This is a genomic window from Mariniflexile sp. HNIBRBA6329, assembly GCF_043558645.1.
GTDB lineage: Bacteria > Bacteroidota > Bacteroidia > Flavobacteriales > Flavobacteriaceae > Mariniflexile.
The window spans coordinates 399,192-423,383 of sequence record NZ_JBIFXS010000002.1; the positions used below are offsets into that span (position 1 = coordinate 399,192).

18 protein-coding genes are annotated in these 24,192 nt (G+C 34.6%); 2 read left to right on the top strand and 16 right to left on the bottom strand.

Features of this window, described 5'->3' with window-relative positions; translation table 11 throughout:
• Positions 1–40: 40 nt before the first annotated feature.
• The 16 genes from ACGK9U_RS04385 to ACGK9U_RS04460 all read right to left on the bottom strand — a co-directional run bounded on the left by ACGK9U_RS04385 (position 41) and on the right by ACGK9U_RS04460 (position 18,238).
• Complete coding sequence (locus ACGK9U_RS04385) at positions 41–1,636, bottom strand: pectate lyase (protein WP_394465143.1); 1,596 nt, start codon at positions 1,634–1,636, stop codon at positions 41–43.
• A gap of 18 nt (positions 1,637–1,654) precedes the next feature.
• Positions 1,655–2,320, bottom strand: a complete 666-nt coding sequence (locus tag ACGK9U_RS04390) for a LamG-like jellyroll fold domain-containing protein (RefSeq protein WP_394465144.1) — start codon at positions 2,318–2,320, stop codon at positions 1,655–1,657.
• Between the two features lie 225 nt (positions 2,321–2,545).
• The gene (locus ACGK9U_RS04395) at positions 2,546–3,595 is read right to left on the bottom strand and encodes an L-rhamnose/proton symporter RhaT (RefSeq protein ID WP_394465145.1); all 1,050 of its coding nucleotides are present in this window, start codon (positions 3,593–3,595) and stop codon (positions 2,546–2,548) included.
• 36 nt (positions 3,596–3,631) lie between these two features.
• On the bottom strand, positions 3,632–4,075 hold the full coding sequence (locus ACGK9U_RS04400) for a MaoC/PaaZ C-terminal domain-containing protein (RefSeq protein WP_394465146.1): 444 nt from the start codon (positions 4,073–4,075) through the stop codon (positions 3,632–3,634).
• A gap of 235 nt (positions 4,076–4,310) precedes the next feature.
• Positions 4,311–5,381, bottom strand: coding sequence for a Gfo/Idh/MocA family protein (locus tag ACGK9U_RS04405; protein WP_394465147.1), 1,071 nt, complete (start codon positions 5,379–5,381; stop codon positions 4,311–4,313).
• A gap of 2 nt (positions 5,382–5,383) precedes the next feature.
• Entirely contained in the window at positions 5,384–6,607 is a 1,224-nt protein-coding gene (locus ACGK9U_RS04410; RefSeq protein WP_394465148.1) for an ABC transporter substrate-binding protein, read from the bottom strand.
• Positions 6,608–7,741, bottom strand: a complete 1,134-nt coding sequence (locus ACGK9U_RS04415) for a CaiB/BaiF CoA transferase family protein (protein WP_394465149.1) — start codon at positions 7,739–7,741, stop codon at positions 6,608–6,610.
• A complete protein-coding gene (locus ACGK9U_RS04420; RefSeq protein ID WP_394465150.1) occupies positions 7,741–8,886 on the bottom strand; it encodes a CaiB/BaiF CoA transferase family protein in 1,146 nt (381 codons plus the stop codon). Before ACGK9U_RS04420 ends, ACGK9U_RS04415 begins: the two co-directional genes overlap by 1 nt.
• 6 nt (positions 8,887–8,892) lie before the next feature.
• Positions 8,893–10,032 (bottom strand): extracellular solute-binding protein, encoded by a 1,140-nt coding sequence (locus tag ACGK9U_RS04425; RefSeq protein WP_394465151.1) that lies wholly within the window; start codon positions 10,030–10,032, stop codon positions 8,893–8,895.
• Between the two features lie 28 nt (positions 10,033–10,060).
• The gene (locus ACGK9U_RS04430) at positions 10,061–11,218 is read right to left on the bottom strand and encodes a four-carbon acid sugar kinase family protein (protein ID WP_394465152.1); all 1,158 of its coding nucleotides are present in this window, start codon (positions 11,216–11,218) and stop codon (positions 10,061–10,063) included.
• Positions 11,218–12,243 carry a 4-hydroxythreonine-4-phosphate dehydrogenase PdxA gene (gene pdxA / locus ACGK9U_RS04435; protein ID WP_394465153.1) on the bottom strand — a complete coding sequence of 342 codons (1,026 nt, stop codon included), beginning with the start codon at positions 12,241–12,243 and terminating at the stop codon, positions 11,218–11,220. The genes ACGK9U_RS04430 and pdxA overlap by 1 nt, the downstream gene beginning before the upstream one ends.
• A 1-nt stretch (position 12,244) precedes the next feature.
• Entirely contained in the window at positions 12,245–13,393 is a 1,149-nt protein-coding gene (locus tag ACGK9U_RS04440) for an iron-containing alcohol dehydrogenase (RefSeq protein WP_394465154.1), read from the bottom strand.
• A 12-nt stretch (positions 13,394–13,405) separates the two neighbouring features.
• On the bottom strand, positions 13,406–14,941 hold the full coding sequence (locus ACGK9U_RS04445) for a sodium:solute symporter (protein WP_394465155.1): 1,536 nt from the start codon (positions 14,939–14,941) through the stop codon (positions 13,406–13,408).
• A 27-nt stretch (positions 14,942–14,968) separates the two neighbouring features.
• Entirely contained in the window at positions 14,969–15,817 is an 849-nt protein-coding gene (locus ACGK9U_RS04450; RefSeq protein ID WP_394465156.1) for a dihydrodipicolinate synthase family protein, read from the bottom strand.
• A 165-nt stretch (positions 15,818–15,982) separates the two neighbouring features.
• Positions 15,983–16,753 (bottom strand): T9SS type A sorting domain-containing protein, encoded by a 771-nt coding sequence (locus ACGK9U_RS04455; RefSeq protein WP_394465157.1) that lies wholly within the window; start codon positions 16,751–16,753, stop codon positions 15,983–15,985.
• Between the two features lie 231 nt (positions 16,754–16,984).
• Positions 16,985–18,238, bottom strand: coding sequence for a T9SS type A sorting domain-containing protein (locus tag ACGK9U_RS04460; RefSeq protein ID WP_394465158.1), 1,254 nt, complete (start codon positions 18,236–18,238; stop codon positions 16,985–16,987).
• A 793-nt stretch (positions 18,239–19,031) separates the two neighbouring features.
• Here ACGK9U_RS04460 and ACGK9U_RS04465 point away from each other — a divergent pair.
• Both ACGK9U_RS04465 and ACGK9U_RS04470 read left to right on the top strand, forming a co-directional pair.
• A complete protein-coding gene (locus tag ACGK9U_RS04465; protein ID WP_394465159.1) occupies positions 19,032–22,349 on the top strand; it encodes a SusC/RagA family TonB-linked outer membrane protein in 3,318 nt (1,105 codons plus the stop codon).
• A 17-nt stretch (positions 22,350–22,366) separates the two neighbouring features.
• Positions 22,367–24,184 (top strand): RagB/SusD family nutrient uptake outer membrane protein, encoded by a 1,818-nt coding sequence (locus ACGK9U_RS04470; RefSeq protein WP_394465160.1) that lies wholly within the window; start codon positions 22,367–22,369, stop codon positions 24,182–24,184.
• Positions 24,185–24,192 lie beyond the last annotated feature (8 nt).

Consider the following 24,192-nt stretch of genomic DNA (forward strand, 5'->3'; position numbering starts at 1 on the left):
TTATAATTTCTTAGCATTTTTATTTAATTTATTATTGATATTATTTATTTGTAATTTCTTTAGATTGTATATAGTTAATTAGTAACTTCATATTTCTTATGTAGGTTCCTGTTGAAATATATTTTTGGTCTGTTTTATCAGCATATGGTGACGTATCTGTTTCATCACCAACTCTAGTTGTAGCATATTCATTGGTTAATTCTGTATTTTTACCATCACCTATATATGGATTGCTTATGTAGGCTCCTTTAGAAAGCCAACGGTTTTCATTATCAAGTTCATTTACGACCTCTATTATTTTAGAATCATCAATTTTGAAATTAAATACATATCGATTTAAATCATAAAAACTTTGAGGCGTCCCTTTTTGTTGAAACTCTTTTGGTTTTAATGGTGAATCTTTAGTTGCTTCTTCAACAGAAAGTTCTAAAACTTTTTTATATTCATCTTTTAACTCTTGAAGATTTACAAATCCTTTTCCATAGTAGTGAGACAGCAAATTCTTGTCATTCTCGTCAATGTAGTAGCTTCCATATATTACATTAGAACCTTTACGATGTACATAAATTGGTTTGTTGGTTTTAACATCTACAAATGTTGGATGTGTGCGATGACCTTCAATTTTATCTGCAGGTAATTTTACATCTTCTAACCACTTAATAGCTTTCGGAACACCTTCTAGAAATTGCTTATCGCCTGTTAATTGGTAAAACTTTATTAATAGCAATGCATTTTCACAGGTTGCTCCTGGTAAAAATGCAGCAGGCTCATAAGTTCTTGCACTTGCCGCTTTCATATCCATATCTACTTGTTGCCCCCAAGCTCCACAGGCATCCTGAGATATTTTATAAAAATTCATACCCTTATATATGGGTTCAAGAAATCGTTCCTGACCTAATACCAAATAGCATTGCATTAGAAAATTTACGTTTTCCCATATAACATCATCATTAAAGGTATAAAATGGTGTGTAATCTGGAAAGCCTGGTTTTTCATAACCTTTAACTAAAGGGTATCTTTGTGGCCAACCACCATTGGGGTATTGACTTTTCAAAATAAAATCCAAAGCTTTATCTAAAGCTGGTTTGTAGGTTGGATCCATTTTTTCTAAATACATTCTTAACAGAAAACGAGCTGCATCCGTAGTTACATCATCATCAAATGTTGAATTTCCATAATAATGCTGAAATTCTTCCAAACGCCATCCATTTTTCCCTATAGTATTGTACCACTGCTTAAGTGAACGGTCTCCTGCAAAATCAATCATATAATTCCACCCACCTTCATGACTTTGCCCCCAAATTATAGCTCTTGCTGCTTTTTCTGCTGCTTTATAATAATATTCGTTTTTTGTTGCTCTGTAGGCATCAATAAACACATGTCCCATACTTATAGTTCCTGGATGCTGTAACCAAATCATGGTTTTATAGGCTTCCATTTCTCCCCATTGGCGTGAGAAATCGGGCATATAATGCCAAACAAAACCACCATTGGTACTTACTTTTTCTACCATAAACTCGGTAGCTTTCAACATCGTTTCAACAACTTTTTCTTCTGAAAGCTTTTGTTGCGCTTGAAGTTTAAATCCAAATGCGAGGAAAATAAAAATTAGAAATATGTGGTTAGTTGGCTTCATTAGGAATTTTGACTTTAATTATAATTTAAAACTCATAAAATCAGTAACGTTAAGTTTTTTAGGCGATACTTTTATTTTATAAATAATTCCTTTAAACCACGAACGTTTGTTTAAACGAACACCAACTGAACTTTGCCCAGTCTCAATAGAACTAAAAGAAAAAGACTCTGTCAATTCAAGCTTTCCATTCACATAAGTACTAAGACTGTTTTTTGTAACCACCAAAGCCACGTGATACCATTGCCCTAGCGGATGAATTAATTTCTCATCAATTAACGCTAACTTATTCTCTCCAGAAGCTACAAAACCATCAAAATACCAACTATTATCTACTGCACGGATTTCAAGCAACATACGATTCCCTGATATTTCTCCCATGTGAACGACACGTTGTTCAAAATCGCCATCAATAGCAGGGTTGAAAATCATTTCAACAGTAAATTCATCCATGTCTTTAAGAGGCACTTCATTTAAAAAAAACGCATCATCTATACCGTCAAAATAAACTGCTTTGCCATATGGCGAATTAACCATCTTTGGATTGCCACTAATTTTTATATTTTGAAATTCTTTATTAAGAAATCTAGAAATTATCCATTCTGTATTTTGATTTTTCCCTAAATTTTCTGAAACTGTTTGACTATTTAAAACCCCTGATACAACCACAAAAAGTATAGGTATCAAAAGGTGGTTATATTTTATATTTTTCTTACTCATCAACAATTCAGTGCAATCGATTACTCAAAGATATCTAAAAAATAAAATCCCTCAAATTAAATCATGTTAAATATGACTGATATCCTGTTGAAAGGTTTAATTTTCTTTTGAAATAATTTTATTATATGACAAAGCCCACAAATAAAATGCCAAACCACCCTAACTTGTGTCAGATGATAAAACATAAGTTTATCAATAACTACCAAAACTAGTTACGCAAAACGATACAATCAACACAACCAACCCAACAATTAGAATTGCATAAGTTTCTTTTTTAACGTTCTTCCATTCTTTCATAATCACACCAACTATATAACTAAAGAAAATAAGCATCGACATGTGCAATACCCAACTAGCAAATTGATAGTCGCCCATTTTAACATGCCCTAATCCGTAAAAGAAAAACTGTAAACACCATAACGAGCCTGTTAATGATGACAACAACCAGTTTCTAATAAGACTATTATCTTTCTTATCATTATCAGTTTTATTAGGTAAAAATTCTGTTATGGTTTTTTGTTTAAACCCAACAATGATATACCATATAAAATTTACAATGAAGCATCCTAAAGTTGACACTACCAATTTAGCATTTCCTTCAAATTGTCCAGCTCCATTTTCGGCTGCCATATCTGCGATAGGCTGTCCGTATTCTAACGATAAATTAAACACTCCTGATAAAACACCGGCAATAATGGTTAAGCCCAAACCCAACATCATGTTAAAACCTGCCTTATTAAGCTTATCAGCATCTAAATCTTTCTCTTTTTTAAAACCTGCCCATCCACATATAATAACACCAACGATAGATAATAGCATCCCTAAAAGCACAATACCTCCTCCTGGCTTTGTAAAGAAATCTCCCAAGCCACCAAAAACCATAAGTGGCATAATAGTGCCCACTACTGCAGAAATACCAATAGCAATGGTATAGGTTAAAGAATAACCAATATGATTGATAGCTTTACCAAAAGACATACCGCCAAAGCCATAAATACCACCTAAAAAAAGTGCCATCCAAAAAGGTTTTGAAGGTGCTTCTGCAATTATTGAAAAGAAATTTGGCACTGTTAACCACGCTAAAACCGTTGGCACTATTAACCAAGCAAAAATGGATTGTGCCAACCAAAATGTATTCCACGACCAGCCCTTTGTTTTGGTACTTGGTAAATAACAACTTGCTGCAGAAATACCTCCTACAGCATGAAGAAGTGTTCCTAATAAAGAATTTGGTGTACTCATTTTATTTAGTTTTTAGTTGGTTAGTTGTTATTGTTTTTATGATTTTCTCTTCACAAGAAGCAAATGATCACAAACCAATACAACTTCTCCTCTTTGATTAATAATCTCTACATGTTCAGTAACTGTTCCCATTTCTGGTCTTTTTGCATCTCCCTTTTCTGAAATGGTAATTTCTGAATGGATGGTATCGCCAATATGAACGGGTTTTACAAAACGCATGCGATCATACCCTTTTGAGAAAGCTTCTGGGTTTATTTCTGAAGCTGTTAACCCGATACCGATACTAAAGATCATGGTGCCGTGTGCAATACGCTGCCCAAAAGATTGTGTTTTGCACCATTCCTCATCCATATGATGTGGAAAGAAATCGCCTGTATGTCCTGCATGCACCACAAAGTCGGTTTCTGTAATGGTTCTTCCTAAGGTTACTCGTTTTTCGTTTAATTGATAATCTTCGAAAAATGTTGATTTGAAATACATAATCTTTTTATTTGTTTAACCGTTGATAGTTTATTTGTTAAGTTGTTTTATAGTTTCGCTGTGCGTTAGGGATTGAAGCGGCATCCTTTTGTTTTATTCAAAAACATAACCCAAATTTTAGGATTAACTTTTTCTGTGTTGTGGATTCCTGCCTACGCAGGAATGACAAAAAACAAAAGATACAGCGTAAAGCCCGACCTGGTTCCTGAACTTGTTTCAGGATAAAGGTAACGCCCTAATTAAAATCGTTTATTTGAACGCCTCCGTTGTTGTTACTTACATAACAAGCTTCTACTACTTTCATGGTACCTAAAACATCTTGAACGCTTGCGTGCAATACCTTGTCTGAACCTTCCTTGAAACGCATTAAGTTTGACATGGTGCCAACAAACGCCTCTGGAAACCATGAACCCTCAAGGTTTAGAGTTTTCCATTCTGAATCTTTACCCGATTCTGTAATGATATACTCGAATTTGTCTGGTAAGCCATCGGGATAATTCATTAAAAGTCCCATTTTTGCTTTAATGGCTCCTTTGGTTCCTTCCCATTTAATGTAACTCTCTTGATTATTGATGCCGAAATCGTGGTCGTGATTTGTGTTTATTTTTACACTTAATGTATCGCCATAATCTAGAATAATGGTTGAACGACATGAGGATAAATCTTTTAAAGGATGCTTCCACGTTTTTGCCATAACTGCTTTTGGATTGCCTAAAAATGAACGAATACAATCGATGTAATGTACGCTGTGGAACAATATTTCTAACCTCGGATGCTGTTTGATTACCGGAAATAATTCCCAAGGCGTTTTTACGGTGACTTTAAATTCTAAATCGTACAAATCGCCTATTAGTCCTTGATTGATGATGTTTCTAGCAGCACTTACAAACGATGCAAAACGCAATTGGAAATTGATGGCTGCTACCAAATTTTTACGTTCGCAAACGGCAACAATTTCTTTAGCTTGTTTGTAATCGTTACCCATGGGTTTTTGAATAAGTACCGCAGCTCCATCGGGTAATTGTTCTAAAATTTCAATGTATTGGTCTGGCAACACGGTAATATCGTACACCGCATTTTTGGGAGCATGCTTTACAGCTTCGGCTACATTTTCAAAAACATGAGGAATGTTATGAGCTTTCGCCATATCGTGTGCTTTGGAAATGGTGCGGTTTGTTATTCCAAATACCTTAAAACCTGCCATTTTATAAGCTGGTAAATGTGCATCTTTTACAATACCGCTGGCACCAATAATGATAATGGGTTGCTCAGTTTCTGGTAATAATGGTTTATAAGTAACAGTCATTTTTATAGTATTTTTTGAATGTTATTTTGAGTTTCTTCTAACAATTGAGCCGAAGGTATTTTGCTATCAATGGCTTTTAATACCATGTGGTCAATCAATTCAGCAACTTTTGGCCATACAGGAGTTTGTGGCAATGTTAGTGCATTTTCATGAAGCATACTTAACTTGTGATAGTACGGAATGGTTTTATTGATTTCGGTATCATTCCAAGTTGATTTTCTACAGCCTATACCGCCTTCTTTGGTCAATAATTTATCACTCTCGGGCGTGGTAGCAAATTTTAAAAATTTATAAGCTAAATCTTTATGCTTGCTTCCCAAACCTATGACATATAACCAATAGACATTTAGTGATGCTGAATTATGGTTTTCATCATGTGGTAATTCTGCAATATCAACCTTTCCTTTCACTTTGGAAGCTTCAATAACTTCGCACATGGATGCAAATCCAAACCAATTTATTGCCATAGCCGCTTCTCCAGTTGCGAATGCCATACCTGCTTCTACCGAGCCAAATTTTTTAGATTTGGGATGTGTTGTTATTGGATTGTTTACTGTGTGTCTGTAAAAATCCAATGCCTGAATTGCCTCAGGTTTATTGATATTTATTTGATTATTGTCATCTAATAACGAACCGCCACGTGTCCATAATTGCAAACAAAAATCGAAGACCATGTTGTGACCGTCAGGATAATTAGCAAAGACGCAACCGTAAAGATTATCAGTTGGTCTGTTGAAAAATTCAGCTATTTGATTGAATTGTTCCCATGTTTTTGGTGGTTGCAATTCGTAACCATATTGATTTTTGAAGTTTTCTTTTTCTGAAACATCTTCAAATAAATCCTTTCTATAAATTAAACATTCTGGTCCATCGTGAAATGGCAATCCGTAAACTTGATTATCTATTTCTTGAAGGTGCAGTAATGATTCGTGCCAACCATCTGGAAAATTCCGAGGTGGATTTTGCGCTATGAGTGGTGATAAATTTTCAACTGCTTTGGCATTTACAGCATCAAAAATCCAGTCGGTATTTATGTGGGCTATATCCCAATCGCCATTTTGCAGGCCTTTTTTAGTGAGTGTTTCTTCATATAAATCGTGAAGTTCCAACGGAACCATTTCTGCCTCCATACTCAAATTATTTTCAGAACTAAATGCCTCCCACAACTTTATTAAAGTCGTTTCGAAAGGTTCAAATTTCCGAACTGCGATTCTTATCTTATCCATTTACATTAACTCCTTTAAAATCTTCTCGTTGTGCTCACCAAGTTTTGGCGAACCTTTACTTGATTTAAATATTTCGCCATCAATTTTTATAGGACATCGGGTCGTTTCATACGAATATCCATCGCCCATCGTGACTTTCTGGACAAAATCTAAAATTTTAAATCCTTCTTCCTCAAAAAGCTCTTGATAATTTAAAACCTTAGCACACCAAATATCAGCAGGTTCTAAAATGGCTAACCAATAGTCTGTGCTTTGGGTTTTAAGATGTGTTGCTAATACTTTTTTAATCTTATCTCTTAACCCAAATTTATTTTCAGGAAATTGCAATAAAGCATCACATTTTAAAAGTTGTGCCAACACAGGAATAGAACCCATAGCCAAGGCTAAAAAACCATCATTGGTTTTATAAATTCCGTACGGCGCACCTAAATAGGCATGCGCATTATTGCTTTTGGTTCGTACAGGTAACTCACCTCCATCGTTAAAAAAAGTGGTGATGGTTTCGAACTGAAAATCGATAGCAGATTCTAGCATACTTACCTGCACCAAAGCACCCGAATTATTGACTGTTTTTCTATACAACGCCGCTAAAATACCTTGCGCTAAATGAGCACCTGCTAACATATCGACAATGGATAATCCCATAGCCACCGGACCATCATTTTGGTTGCCTGTTAACCATGTTAAGGCAGTCATGGATTGTAACAATAAATCTTGACCAGGCTTATCCTTTAAATCGGGATGGTTGCCATAACCCGAAATTTCAGCATATACCACTTTTGGGTTGATAGCTTTTACATCCTCATAACTTAAACCGATACGTTTCATAACATCGGGTCTAAAATTATGCATCACGACATCGGCTTTAGCCAATAGTTTCATTATAATTTTCAAATCTGCTGCATCTTTAAAATCGGCTGCAAAGGATTCTTTATTTCTATTGATGGTATGAAAAATGGACGACTCACCATTCATTATCAAATCTGAAGTATATAGTGTACGACAAATATCACCCGTTCCAGGTTTTTCAATTTTAATAACACGAGCTCCTAAATCTGCCAAACGCAAACTCGCTGATGGTCCTGACAAAAACTGACTAAAATCTACTATTAAATAATCTTCTAATGGTTTCATTAATTATTTAAAAATTGTTCGTAAATCTTCTCATTATTTTCTCCTACTTTTGGTGCTGCTTTAGCACTGCTTAAAATAGTTTCATCAAACTTTATTGGAAGTCTCGTGGTTAGCATTTCTTTTCCTTCAGAATTTTTAACGGTTTGTTTCAACTGTAAATCGTTCATGAAAGGTTGATGGTTTAAATCGTTATAATCCGATACTTTTTCACACCACATGCCTTTTTCCCGCAAAGCTTTAATCCAATAATCTGAATCTTTGGTAACTATTTTTTTACTTAATATTTTTCGAATGGCTGCACGCGACCTAAACCATGTTTTTTTATTGGTGTATTTACTTAAATCAACTTCAAGAATACGTCCTAGTAATAGCAAATCGCCCATTGCCAATGCCAAATGGCCATTACTGGTTTCGTAAATACCATAAGGTGCACTTAAAAAGGCATGCGCGCTACCACGAACGTTTCCTCTATCGGCCAATTTTCCACCATTGTTTAAAAATATGGTGATGGCTTCAAACTGAACATCTAAAATAGACTCTAACAAACTTACCTCAACTAAAACACCTTTATTCGTTTTAGCTCGTTTTAGTAACGCTGCTAAAATACCCTGAACAAAATGATTCCCGCACATTAAATCGGCTACCGCCAAACCAAAAGGCACAGGCCCTTGACTGCTTTTTCCGCTTAACCAAGTTAAACCCGAAAGCGATTGAATCAATAAATCTTGTCCCGGTTTTTTTGCCCAAGGCCCTTTTTCACCATAACCAGTAATAACACCGTAAATAATTTTTGGGTTAATAGCTAATGCATCTTCAAACGCTAAGCCTATTTTTTCCATAACGCCAGGGCGGAAATTATGCGTTATAATATCTGCCTTAGCGATTAGTTTTTTTACTTGCGCTAAATCGTCTGGATTTTTTAAATCGGCAGCAAAGGATTCTTTATTTCGGTTGATGGTATGGAATAGCATGCTACTTTCATCTACAAACAAATCTTTAATGCTTAACTGCCTGCAAGCTTCACCTTTTACAGGACGTTCAATTTTAATAACACGTGCTCCTAAATCGGCCAATTTTAAACCCGCCGAAGGACCTGCCAAAAACTGGGCAAATTCTAAAACCAATAAACCTTCTAATGGCTTCATTTATTATTAATGTGTTAAAGATTCTTTATAGATTTCATTCATCTTATCTACCGCTGCTTCAATAGAGGTTTTTCCTGTCATGGCTTCATGAATTACAGGGCTTGCTTCATCTTGAAAATGCATATAGCCGTAATATTGCGGACGCATTGTTGCCTCATCCAAAGTTTGTAATGTATCCTTAAAAAAGTCTTTACATTGATTGTTTACATCGTCATTTAACCACGCTTTTCTGTGCCCTGGTTGTCCGCCAAATTCGAAATACAAACCAGATTGAACTTTTTCTGAAGCTGTAAATTCGGCATATTTCATAGCAACTTCAGCATGCTTTGTTTTTGAAGACACTGCAATACCTGCACCTCCTAAAGTAGAACGCAGTCGTTTTCCATTAAAAGTTACCAAACCTCCTGCTTTTAAAACATGGTCGGCATAATTCTTTTTCGAATAATTTGAGTAGCCATAATTGAACGGACTGTAAACTATATCATCCGTTTGCGTCATGCGTTCATAAATCTTAATAGGATTCATTTCTAAACAAAATGATGGTGCTAAATCCAATAGTTCTTTATAGGTTTTGATAGCTTCAACCATTATTTGGCGTGGCGCCACTTCCGTTTTACTTTCAAAAACCTCGGCTCCTAAAGCGATACACATCATAAAATGATGCATCAACGTATCAATTGGTATGGATGCAAACGCCACTTTTCCTGTTTTTGCCAACTTCATCAGTTCTTCCCAAGTTTTAGGAATTTGCACATTGTATTTACTTACCAAATCTTCTCTCCATGTTGCAATGGGGGTTGCTGCATCGGTTGCCAACGTCCATTGTTTACCATTCACATGATAACTATCATGTGATTTCCCAACACTGTTATTAGCCAATTCTTTTATGAATTCGGCATCTAAATAGTCGTCAAAAGGCAAAAGCACTTTATCTTTTGCGGCAATGGACACATGCGGATTATCCATGATTAACAAATCGTAGTTGGCTGTTAATTCACCTAAAGAAGCATCTGCAAAGGCTTGTAACGAGCGTTTTTCCCATGTAATTCTAACATCGGGATTTAACTCTTCAAACCTTTGTGCTGTTGCTACTACCGAGGTAAACCCTCGTGTATGATTCCATGCTATTCCTTTTAATATTTTCATTGAAATTTTTAATCTAATTCTAAATATACTAATTTAATAAACCATTTGGCCATTGGTAACTACCCGGTTTTATGGTTATATATTTTTTAGGGTTGTTATCATATTGCATACGCACCACACCTGAAGCAAGTTCTGCAATGGGTGTGAACGATTTCCATTGTAATTCATCAAGTAAATCATAAGCTGTGGCGCCACCTTCAATAAAAATCTCATTAATATCTGAAGTCTCTATTAGGTTTTTCGCAACTAAACTCAATCGCGATTTTAAATTTAGGGACTTGTTATTCAATTGAACAATTGTATTTGAAACCCTTAAAACCAACTTTTTTTTATCCTTATAAATAGAAGACACTTCATCTATAAAATTCTTCAGAACTTTTTTATCTAGTTTATTTTCAAGAAGCGCTTCAGGGAAAACAACCAAAGGACAATTGGTTTTTTCAATAGTTTTTGAAAACGCTATACTTTTAGGGTGTGTGCTTCCTGAAAGCAGTAAATAATTGTTTGTAAAGCTATGTTTGTTTTCCTTTACTGTTGATGTTGCCAGCTTCATTTTAATGAGAAATTGTTCAAAAAAAGCAGCACTTCCACCTACAATGTTGTCTTCATGATATAAATTAATACACTTTGATAAATCTTCAACATAACTACAATCAGGAATAAAAAGACCTTTTGTTTTAATTTTATGGATAATGCCAGTAAAAATTTCGAGGGACTCCTTTTTTGAACTCCTATCTAAAAGTAACTCTTTTACCAAAGATGTTTTAGAAGGAAAATCTGGGTCGGTAGCAAATCCAGTATTTTCTATAAGATTATCATTTACCCAATAAACTCCTTTTTTAATACAACGATTTCCTTCTGGGTTAGAAGGTTGAAGTAAAATACTTTTTTTTTCTGTTACATCAATTAATGCGGAAAGCTCCGTTAGAACATGGCCACGTAATACCGAATCGCATTTTTTAAATATGGTATAATTTTCTTTTGAAATTATTTCTTCGGCTAAATGAAAATGAATTTCATACGCTTCATCTTCTATCATCGAACGCGTATCTGTTGCTATGATATTTACAGTCGCCTCTTTATCAGGAATTGTATCAATACCAAAAGAAACGTCAACGCCATAGCGAAGACAAACTCCTGCAATTTCGGCGGCTCCTGTTAAATCATCTGCTAAAACAAAAATCATTATTTTTTATGTTTAGCCATAACAATAGCATAATCAATAGCAACCAACATGGCATCTGCTGAAGCGATGCCTTGACCTGCAATTTCAAAAGCTGTTCCATGGTCTACGGATGTTCGAATGATAGGCAATCCTAAAGTGATGTTTACGCCTTTTACACTTTTCATGGTGCCTTTTTCATTGTCCCATTTAAACCCTTCCAATTTAAAAGGAATATGCCCTTGATCGTGATACATGGCAATGCAACCATCAAACTTACCTTGCACCGCTTTTACAAACATGGTATCTGGAGGAAATGGGCCTTCAACGGTGTAACCTAACTTATTGGCTTCTTCAATGGCTGGAATGATTTCATCAACTTCTTCATCACCAAACAACTGGTTTTCACCTGCATGTGGATTTAAGCCTGCCACAGCAATTCTAGGTTGTTTAATGCCGAATTTTTTACAAGCATCATCCAACAAGGTAATCACCTCAAATACACGGTCTTTTTTACATAAATCGCAAGCTTGACGTAATGACACATGGGTACTTACGTGAATAACCCTGAAGTTTTCATCGGCCAAAAGCATCGCGAATTTTTTGGTGTTTGTATAATCGGCATAAATTTCGGTGTGTCCCGAATATTTATGTCCTGCTTTGTGAATGGATTCTTTATTTATGGGCGCTGTAACCGTAGCGTCAATATGGTTGGCTAAAGCTAATTCGATATTTTTTATAACCGCTTCAAAAGCTGCTTTTCCTGCCATGGCAGTTACAACTCCTGGTTTTAATTCTTTGGTATCAACGTTTTTTAAATCGTAAACATCTATAGTGCCGTGTTCAAACTTAGCATCTTTTACATCTTGAATCGCATTTATTTTCAATGACGATTTTAATGCTTTTACTTCATTTTGCATCGTTTCAGCATCACCAACAACTAAAGGGCTGCATCGACTGTAAAGGTCTTTTAAGGCTAATGTTTTTATGATTATTTCTGGGCCAATTCCTGCGGGATCGCCCATTGAGATTCCTATTTTCGGCTTCATTTTAAAGTAATTTTTTATAAATAGTTATGGCATCTTCCCTAGTTACTTCTCTTGGATTATTTTTTAATAATCGTGTAACTTTCATTGCTATGTCTGCTAGTTCAGTTATATCGTTTTCTGTAACACCAATAACTGTTAATCGTTGTGGAATGTTACAAACTTTTGATAATGCTTCAACTTTTTCTATACCTGCTAAAGCTACTTCTTCATCAGTTCCCGAAATGGTTACACCTAAAGCTCTAGCAACTTCGGCATGACGTTTTGGATTTGCTTGCAAATTAAAACGCAATACTTCTGGCATTAACATAGCGTTTGACAACCCATGAGCAATATGGAATTTTCCGCCCAAACCATAAGAAAGTGCATGAATAGCCGCCGTATTTACAGGACCTAAACACAAACCACCATACATAGAACCTAACAACATTGCTGAACGTGCCTCTATATCGTTTCCGTTTTCATAGGCGTTTTGAAGGTTTTCAGAAATAAGCTGGATTCCTTTTAATGCATAAATATCAACCGTTGGATGTGCAAATTTATTGGTGTAGGCTTCAATACAATGAGATAAAGCATCAATTCCCGTTTCGGCTGTTAATTTAGCTGGCAAACTAGCCGTTAAAGCAGGGTCGAGATAACAAGCATCTGGGACTAAATACGGACTGATAATACCGCTTTTAGCTTGGGTATCTTCGTTTAATAAAATCGCATTGGGTGATACTTCACTACCAGTTCCCGATGTTGTTGGAATACAAATGAGTTTTATGCTTCTTTCCTTTAAAAAACCAATTCCAACTATATCTTCTAATTTTTGGGTATTATTTATTAAAGCAGCCAGTAATTTGGCACAATCTAACACACTACCACCTCCAATACCTATAACACAATTAGGTTTAAATGTTTTATTGGCTTGTAATAATTCATCAAATTGAGAAAAGGTAGGTTCTCCAACATAGGCATATTCTACTAACGAAATTTTTTTGCTTTTAGATTGAAGCTCTTTTTCAATAGGCTTTACAGCTTCCAACAATGGTGTTGCAACCAAAAACAAAATATTATGTGAATTTTCTAAAATGGCATCGTTTGAAAGTTCTTTTAAGGAACCTTCACCAAAAACAATCTTACCTGGTTGTAATAATGTAATTGAATTCATTTTTTAATTTAATTAATTCTTCTGTTTTAAATATCCGTAAAAAGTTAAATTATCATCGGCTTTTTCCGATTTAAACAGAAAACTTGCAAAGTAGCCAACAACCAACACAATAAGGTGACTGTAAACACCTAACATATATTTATGGTGAGGGAAATTATATTGTCCTAAATCTATAATTAATGTCCCGGCTATTTTTGTAGTTGTTAAAACAGCATAAGCTGTGAAAACAATACATACAGCCAAACCCACATACAGACCTTGTTTATTAGCTCGTCTTGAAAATAATCCTAAAAGAAAAATACCCACAATACCTGCTGAAAATATCGCATACAACTCAAATACGACACCTAAAACACCTTCGCCACTCCAAGAAGCATACAGAAGTGCCACTGCTGACATAGCTATACCTGAAAAAAGAACCAATAATCGTCCCACAACCAATCGGTCTCTATCAGAACAGTTTGGTTTAAAACGTTGATAGAAATCTTCAACTCCGATGGCTGCTAAACAATTCATATCAGAATCTAAGCTGGAAACTGCCGCAGCTATTAATGCCGCTAACACTAAACCAACGGCTCCTACTGGTAATTCTGTTCCTATAAAATAAGTAAATGCTTGGTCTGCATTTATACCATCCGGTAATATAGCTCCTCCTGAATTATAAAATACAAATATTAACGAGCCTATTAGCATAAATAATGCCCATACAGGCACGCTTGCAAACACACCTATATAAGCTGCTTTTTTAGCGTCTTTATCATTCTTGGCAGCTAAATAACGTTGTACAATGGTTTGATCGGTACCATATTTTTGTAATGCGTAAAAAGCGCCATTTATTACCAAAACCCAAAATGTGAGTTTTGTAAAGTTAAAATCGTAAGGTCCAAAATCAATTTTCTTCATAGAAACAGCTTCACTTAACATGTTTCCTGCGCCTCCTTCATAATTAAACAATAAAATACCCACGCACAGCAATCCGCCCCCTATCAGTAAAAAACCTTGAATAACATCCATCCAAATAACAGCTTCCATACCTCCTAACAAAGTGAGCAGGATAATTACGGTACTTAACATTAAAATATAAGTTGTTACATCCAATCCTGTTAAGGTGGCTAAGGCTAATGACACCAAATACAATACGGTTCCCATTTTAGAGAAATGCGTTAATATAAAGGCAATGGAACTATACATGCGTGCAAACACACCGAAACGACGTTCAAAATATTCGTAAGTACTTAAACGGATTACTTTTCGGAATAATGGCACAATAATCCAAATAACACAAACCAAGACAATAGGCACCATTAAACCTTGAACCAATAAAATCCAATTGGCTTTATAAGCCGCCGCAGGATATGCCAAAAAGGTAACACTACTTATTAAAGTTGCAAAAATGGAAATTCCAATTGCCCAAGCGGGTATGGTTTTACTTCCTGAAAAATACTGGTCTGAGCTTTTTTGCCTGCTTGCAAAATAAAAGCCAGCCCCTAGTGTAAATAATACTGAAACGATTACAATAACGATATCTATCCAATGAATATTCAGCATAATAATTTAGTTTTTTAGTTGGTTTGGTTATTCCACCTCGGTTAATGGTGGCATCATGGTTTTATTGCATAGTTCTTTTTTATGCATCAATGCTTTTAAAACTGCCAGCGACTCGCCCAATGATTTGTCTTTTTGATATTGCTGTGCTATAACATCGGTTTTTTGTTGCCAATTATCACAGCTTTCCCAATCTTTATTAAGAGCAGCCTCGTGTAAGTGTTTATACATTTCCGGCACATAGTTACCTGTACTTGGCACAATACCATCGGCCCCTAGTTTTAAACTCCCGGCACTTTGAGCGCCCCAGCCACAGAAATATGAAAATTCCGGATTGTTTTTATATGTTTTAATGAGTAGTTCCATACGCTCTACATCACGCTCGGAGTCTTTTAATCCCCAAATATTGGGATGTGAAGACAATGCTACAATCACTTCAAACGGAATAGACATTTGGGTGGTAGCTTTTATATTGTACATCATCAAAGGCCCATAAATTTCATCGGCCAAGGTTTTGTAAAATAGCATCATTTGATTTGAAGTAAGCCCATAATATGATGGCAATGTTGCCACCACACAATCGGCTCCTGAACTTATGTACAAATTACCACGATGTACCAAATCATCAACCTGATTCCCTACTAAGCCTGCATAAACACATTGATTATTTGCTTTTGCTTTAACCGCTGCTTCAACTAATCGAAAACTTTCCAATTCACTTATTGAACTAGATTCTCCAGTAGTACCTAATACCAATGGATGGATATTATTTTCTGCAAAAAGCGATACAATACGTTTTACAGCAACAACATCCACTGTAAAATTTTTATTAAGTGGCGTTACCATTGGCACTACAACCCCGGAAAAACGTTTTTGCATAAGTTCTAATTGAATTTAAATAACATTGCTAATATTAATAAATTAAGAATAATTAGGTGCTATTTTTGAACGCTGACCAATTATATAAATAAACATCTAAAAGTATTGAACAAAAAAAGGACATGCAAAAGCACATCCTTATTAAGAATTTATACTAATAATAATTTATTTTACTAATAATTTTACTGATTTTTGACCCTCTGCTGTTTTAATAGTAGCTATATATAAACCAGATTTAAAACTAAAATCCATATCGTTATTAGTTTTAAATGATTTTACCAAAGCTCCTGTAATACTATAAATACTTAGTTCAGAAGCAGTTTTCACATTTGATACATAAACTCTATTTCCAATAGCTTGTACGTTTGTTGAAACTGGAGATGTATTGTCATTTACACCAAGTACACCATCAACTACTGAAATCTTATGATAATTGATTGAAGAAGTAGCCCATACATAAATAGTACCTCCAGTACCATTATAAGTAGTTGTTAAAAGAAGAGGGACACTAGAATCTTCAGAGGTTGCACGACCTAGCTCAGCAGTACCGTCACTCACCACGCATGCACGACCTCCTGTACCATTAACCCTAAAATAAACTTTTATTGTAGAGGGCCCAGATACTGGGAAAGAAAAATAGCGTCTTGCTGGAGTAAGTCCATCACCTTGACTACTACCATTTCCTGGCCACTCATTATCAGGCGTATAACCATCACTAAAAGTAAAACCAGAAGGCGCTGGTCTCATAGCTCCAAATGTAGCAGAAACTGCGGCCACAGTCAACCCATCTATAACCTGCTCACCAGTAGTCATTTGAGCAAGATCTGCTGGCCAACTTGTAGAGGTTGTACCTATTTCCCAAGTGCGGTCTTGAGCAGTTAATAATGTTGTAACTAACAACATTGGTAAAATAAAATAAAGTAATTGTTTTTTCATGTTTTATAAGTTTTAGTTTACTCGATCACTTTATTGTAATCGATTGCCTAATTTATATATTTTTTTAATACAAATTAAATCTGAAATAAATAATTATTAAAAAAACATGTGTTTTCGTTCAATTGCAATTTTTAAACGATTAAGTACAGAGGAAGAATAAGAAAAAAAAGAGAATGCCTATCAAGACATTCTCTCTTTAAATAAAATTTTATATAATATATTGAATATAAATTAATTCAATAAAAGCTTAACAGATTTTTGGCCTTCAACTGTTTTAATCGTAGCTATATACAAACCAGATTTGAAAGCAAAATCCATATTACTAGTTGTTTTAAACTCTTTAACTAAAGCACCAGTAATAGCGTATATTTTAACTTCTGTACTAGATTTTACGTTTGATACAAATATTCTGTCACCAATGGCATGTACATCAGTTGTAACTGTTGATGCCACATCATTAACACTCAAAGCTGCATTTAATTCAGCTTGTACAGCACTTTTTATTGAGGTAGAACTAATATACATTCTGTAAAACCTTACAGTACCTCCTCTATAAGCAAGCTTGTATGTTTGCGCCCCAACAGCTCGAAATTCCATAACTCTAGGAGCCTCATCACCAGTATCTCCTCCTGAAAGACCACTACAATCAAAGGCTCCAGTACCAGCTCCTTTATCCTCTATTAACACAGGAGTACCTGTTCCTCCATAAGATTCAAAGGAAAACCAACCTGTACTACAGCCTAAAGTACCATTTCCTTCAATATCTACATACTGACCAGAAGCTACCACTGTTAAATACTCATTGGCTTGTAAATTCACAAGAAAACCTCTAAATCTACCACTAGTATTATATCTTTTTTCTCCTGGTGTTGTAAATTGCAAACAACCAGGAAAGGCATCAGGATTCATACCATCTGGCATTGTTAAACGTCTATAATCAGTTCCAGCTATTGGAGTTGTATCAAATCCAGAACCATCAAAACGTGTAATATCATCTCTTACTGTTATCAACCTATCACTATTACTGTCTTTGTAAAATACCATATCTACCGTACCATCTAAATCGGGCATTAATTGTGGTTTGGTATACAGACTATTACCACTTAACAAAGTACCATTAGGAGGGTTTGGTGATGAACTTTTAGAAGTGACTTGAAAACGAGCACTGCCGTCAAAACTTGCGTAATTCGAATTGAAAGTTGAAAAATAAACAGAATAAGAGCTTTGTCCATTCTCATTTTCAAAACCAGCTTTAGCAGCATACTGTATCCCGTCTGCATAATTGGTTACGGGTGTACCGCTACCATCAACCCAATCAATTTGTCTGTTATAATTAGCAAAGGCATTTAAATAATTTAAAGGCATCATATTATTATATCCCGCACCTAGATCTTTGGCTCCAAAATCCCAATATTTAATTTGGGCTTGCATAGTTGCCGTTAATAACAACAATGGTAGTGTAAATAAAAGTAATTGTTTTTTCATTTTAATTTAGTTTTAAATATTAATATTTAAGTAACACAAAATATAAAGAGTAATTTAGATTGCACAATCGATTACCTATAAATAAGTATTATAGTGTAGCAAGGTCAGATAATTAACGTTTTTTTATGTATAATTTTGAACTACGGTCGATTCTATAACCTGTAAAACAAAAATATTATTCTTTATATTTCAATAGATAAAGTAAAAATATCGTATAAAATACACTATATTTATAAATATAAATCAATAATTAACATTTTTAACAAGTGAGATTTTTCAATTTTTAGACAAGATTCAAAATTAAACGTTATCATTTAAAGAGCCTGTTTATTTTCTTACGCACTTAGCAAAGTTTCTAAAAAGAACATGTAAAAACTTGCATCTTATAAAATAATAAATATGTCGCGCTAATTTTTCTGAAACTCGATTATATTATTATTTTAAGTCAAAATAAACTTGACATTTGTTTGATACTTAAGGCTATTACATATGATTAAATTAGAACAAATTATTATCGTTCCAAAAAAAATAATTGTTAATCTTTTCTAAAAATTTGCTTTGTGACAAATATTATTTATATTTGGGCAATCGATTACATCTTTAAACATCCTTTGAATAGCGCTAATTGACTTAAATTGAGGACTGTTCATGATTGAGAAATCTATTTTTCTTTAAGTAAATTAAAGTATTTTTTGATTTGCTTAAATTAAAGTGCAATCTATTATTATACATAGCTCATTATTTTTTTAACAGTAATACCAACAACAAAAATTAACTATTAAACAAACTATTTATGACAAACAAATCCTTATTGTATTATCTTTTTTCTTTCCCTAAAGTCAGAAAAAAAATAACGAACTTTAATAAGGCTTATTTAGCTTTATTCATTGGAGCCTTTTTATTTTGCTTAGGTAACGTGCATGCACAAAGCCAAATAACGATTAGTGGTGTAGTTACTGATGGCGGAGAATTAGGTGGGCCACTTCCAGGAGTAACCGTATTGGTTAAAGGAACTTCTAACGGTACTTCTACTGATTTTGATGGACAGTTTACGCTTAACAATGTCGCTTCCAATGCTACCATCGTTTTCTCTTATATTGGATATAAATCTCAAGAAGTTGCTGTAAACAATAGAACTTCAATTAATATAACTTTGGAAACTGATGTAAGTCAACTAGACGAGATTGTACTTATTGATTACGGTTACGGAAAAGTAAAAAAAGCAGACATGACTGGTTCTAGTGCTAGTATAGGTAGTAAAGAACTTTCAACCATTCCAATTTCAAGTGCTGCTGAAGCACTTTCTGGTAGATTACCTGGTGTAAACGTAACTTCCGCCGATGGTGAACCAGGTGCAGAAATTAGAATTAGAGTTAGAGGTGGTACATCTTTATCTCAAGACAATAGTCCTCTATTTGTTGTAGATGGCTTTATTGTTGGTGGTATTGATAACATACCTGTTAATGACATTGCGAGTATTGACGTTTTAAAAGATGCTGCAGCAACTGCTATCTATGGTGCTCAAGCATCTAATGGTGTTATTGTTGTAACTACAAAATCTCCTGTTGCTGGAAAAACTTCAATAAACTACAATAACTATTATCAATTTAACGAATTACCTCAAGATAGAAAATATAAGGTTTTAAGCCCTTACGAATTTGTGTTAGCTAATTACGAATACGAAGCATTAAGAGGTCAAACAGCTATTGAAGGGTTTGAAAAGTATTTCGGTAAATATGACGATATAGAGCTTTACAAAAACAGAAAACCAACCGATTGGCAAGATGAATTATTTGGTGGGTCAAGGCTATCTCAATACCATAACCTATCTATTGGAGGTGGTACTGAATTAACCAAAATGAATTTAAGCTTATCCCACAATGCTGATGAAGGATTACTAACAGGTTCAGCTTACGAAAGAACTGCTATTAACTTTAAATTAAATCAAAAAATATCAGACAGACTTTCATTTGATGCTCAAGCTAGGATAACAAACACTATTAAAGACGGTGCAGGAACATCAAGCGGACAGTTAAGTATTAAAGATGCTGTTCAAACAAGACCAGTTAATGGTATTGCTGATGAGTTAGACATTGATTTAAATCAAGTAACCGATGATGACGATTTTCAACAATTTCTTTTAGGTTTAAAAAACCCTAACGATATCGTTAAACAAGATTGGAGAAAAAGAACAGAACACGATTATGTATTTAATGCTGCTTTAACTTGGTCTATCACAGATGAAATCACTGCAAAATCATCCTTTTCACGTTCTAAAGGATTTCAAGAAGATTTAAGATTTTATGGCCCTTTAACAAGTGAATCGTTCAACAATGGAGGCAGCTTACCACTTGGCCAAAGAACAAACAGAGATGACCATTCTTATCGTTGGATTAATACCTTGAACTATAAAAAAGATTGGGGAGAATCTAAATTAGACGTTTTAGTTGGTCATGAAGTGTCTTCAAGTGGTGGAAAATCTAATTTTATTAGAGCTGAAAACTTCAGACTGTCTATAACCCCTAAAGAGTTATTTGCTAACATGCAGTTTGGTGATGTGGATAGAATTTCTGGTGGTCAATTTACAGATTCAAATAGAAAATCTTTATTTGGACGCTTTGATTTCCAATTACAAGACAAATACATCTTTACGCTTACCGCTAGAGCAGACCAATCAAGCAAATTTGCTAAAGAAAACTCTTTGGGTATTTTCCCTGCATTAGCATTTGCATGGAAATTAGACCAAGAAAATTTCTTGAAAGATGTAGATTTTGTTGATGAACTAAAAATAAGAATAAGTTATGGTGAAACTGGTAATGATAGAATTGGTTCTGGTTTAACACAATTTCTTTTTGAAGGAACAACAAACAGAGGGCCTGGTTTTGGTAACGTAGACAACCTTTACTACCAACCTGAAAGCAGTTCGTTATATAATCCATTTTTAACATGGGAAACTACTGTAACAAGCAACTATGGTTTAGATTTTACTATATTTAAGAAACGTTTAAACGGTAGTTTCGACTATTATATAAACGAAACACGTGATTTACTTTACACACAAGCCATACCAACTAATACTGGTTTTAATGAACAATATGCCAATATTGGTAGTACAGCAAACAAAGGACTCGAACTTGGTCTAACAGGCTATATTCTTGATACTAAAGATTTTTCATTATCAGCAAACTTCAATATAGGTAGAAACGTACTTACAATTGAAAAATTAGATGGTACGCAAAGTAAATTTGCACAGTCTAATTGGGCAAGTACCGATCTTAGAAACAGAAACGATTATCAACTAGAACTTGGTGGTAAAATTGGTAACATGTTTGGTTTTGTTACAGATGGTTTTTACTCTGTAGATGATTTTGAAAGCTATGATGCTGTGGCTAATAGGTATATTTTAAAGACAGGCATTGCTGATGCTTCTGGTACAGTAGGTAATACTTTAAGACCTGGAACCTTAAAATTAAAAGATTTAAATAATGATGGTGCTATAAATGATTTAGATAGAAAAGTTATTGGTAATGCGTTACCAGATTTTCAAGGAGGTTTTGGCTTAAATGTAAGATATAAAGGCTTTGATTTAGCTACATTCTTTAATTACCAAGTTGGAAACGACGTTTATAATACCGGTAAAATCCAATTCAATCAGTTTAGAAGAGTTAATAATGGTAACTTATTACAAACTATGAGTTTAGAAAATAGATTTACTTATTTAGATATTGATGGCTCATACACCGGCACTCCTGGTGGTATTGTTACCGATTTAGATCAATTAAGAGAGATAAACCAAGGCAAAAAAATCTGGTCTCATGCCAGCCATGGTATTGCTGCTGCTGTTATTCATGATTGGGCTATTGAAGATGGATCATTCTTAAGGTTAAATAACGTAACTTTAGGGTATAGTTTACCTGAAAAATTAATCTCTAAAGTAGGCTTATCGAAGGTTCGAGTATTCGCAACAGGTAGAAACCTTGCTATTTGGACTAAATACTCAGGTTATGACCCTGAAGTTAACTCTAGTAGTAATCCGTTTACTCCAGGGCTAGATAGATCTTCTTTCCCTAGAGCGCGTTCGTACACTTTTGGAGTTAACTTAACATTTTAATAAAAAAATTAATTGATATGAAACTTAAACTTATTTTAGCTATTATACCTGTTTTCATAATAGCTACTTCATGCGACAAGGACTTTTTAGAGCCTGACTCCATTTCAACATTTGACCTCGATTATATCTATTCAAATGTTGATGACGCCAGAAATGGTGTGAATGCCGTTTACTCTTATTTTAACCAAGATGCTTTTAGGTCAAGGTTATCAAATAACATGACAGGTAGTACGGATATTGAAATTGGATATCATAATGGTGAATATGATAATGGTAGACGTGAAATCTGGAATTTAGATGCTCTAGCTTCCAATAATGATTTAAACATTGTTTGGACTTATGCGTACAGAGCTATTAGAGACGCCAACATTGCAATAAAAGGAATTACAAACAGCGGCAACTTAAACTCATCTGATGTTGTTGTAAAAAACACCTTTAATCAATTATTAGGTGAAGCTCATACATTAAGAGCTTATTGGTATAGCATGCTAACATTTCACTTTGGTGATGTGCCTTATGTTACCGAAGCTCCTGTTGCTGGTGCCAATTTCTTTTTTCCTAAAACAAATAGAAACGAAATTCTTTCTAATGAAATTCAAGCTTTAATAGATGTTGAAGCAAATATGCAATGGAGAGAAGCACTGCCTTATTCAATTGAACAGGTAAGTCGTGAATATACTCTAGGTATGATTGCACGTTTGGCTTTACAACGTGGTGGATATTATTTAACCCCAGCACTAAATATGGTTAGAGATAGTGACTATTTAGATTATTATGCTATTGCTAAACAATACAGCAAAAAATTAATTGATTTAAAAGACAGACCATTACCAACAGATTTTGGACAAATATTTTTAAATCAAAACAAATTAATTGTTCCTGCAGGCGATGACGATATTCTATTTGAAATACCATTTGCTAATGGCGGTGGTGACGTGGGTTGGAATATTGGTATCCGAGTTGATGGAGGAACAGATGCTAAACACGCCTATGGTTCTGGAAGTAATTATATGGCTATACCTCCTACTTACTATTTATCATTTGATAGCAAAGACAAACGTAGAGATGTAACTTGTGGGTTATTTAAAGTTACGGTAGAGGATGTAAATGAACATGTAGGCATCAATATATCTCAAGCTAAATGGAACAGACGATTATTGCCAACCCCTCCAGGCAGAGAGTCTGCAAAAGGCACCGGTATTAACTGGCCAATGATGCGTTATGCAGATGTTTTATTAATGTATGCTGAAGCTGAAAACGAATTAAATGGACCAACCTCAGAAGCACAAGCAGCTTTTAAAAGAGTAAGAAAACGTGCTTTTAACGAAGAAGATTGGCCAACCAAAGTAGATGGATATGTAACCCAAATATCTGCTTCTAAGCAAACATTCTTTGATGCTATTGTTGACGAACGTGCATGGGAATTTGGTGGTGAAATGATACGAAAATACGAACTTATACGTTGGGGTATCTATTCTGAAAAAATACAAGAAACTGTTGCAGACTTAAAAGTATTAGCTGATAAGGCTTTCAATGGAACTGGCACAGGTCCAGACTATATGTATTGGAAAAATGATACAAGTGGTAAATTTGTAGTATTAAATCCAGACACAAAAGTATTGGCTGCACCAGATGAGACTTGGATAAGAGAATCCTTTTTATTAAGACTGCACAATGACACTACAACTTACCAGGAATGGATTTTAAACGATTATGAAAATTATTATAATGGTCCAAAACCAGGGGTTGTGAGATACATATTCCCAATCCCAATTAATGCCATTGAAAGTAGCCAAGGAACACTTGCTAACGATGGTTATCAATTTACTAATTAAAAACTTAT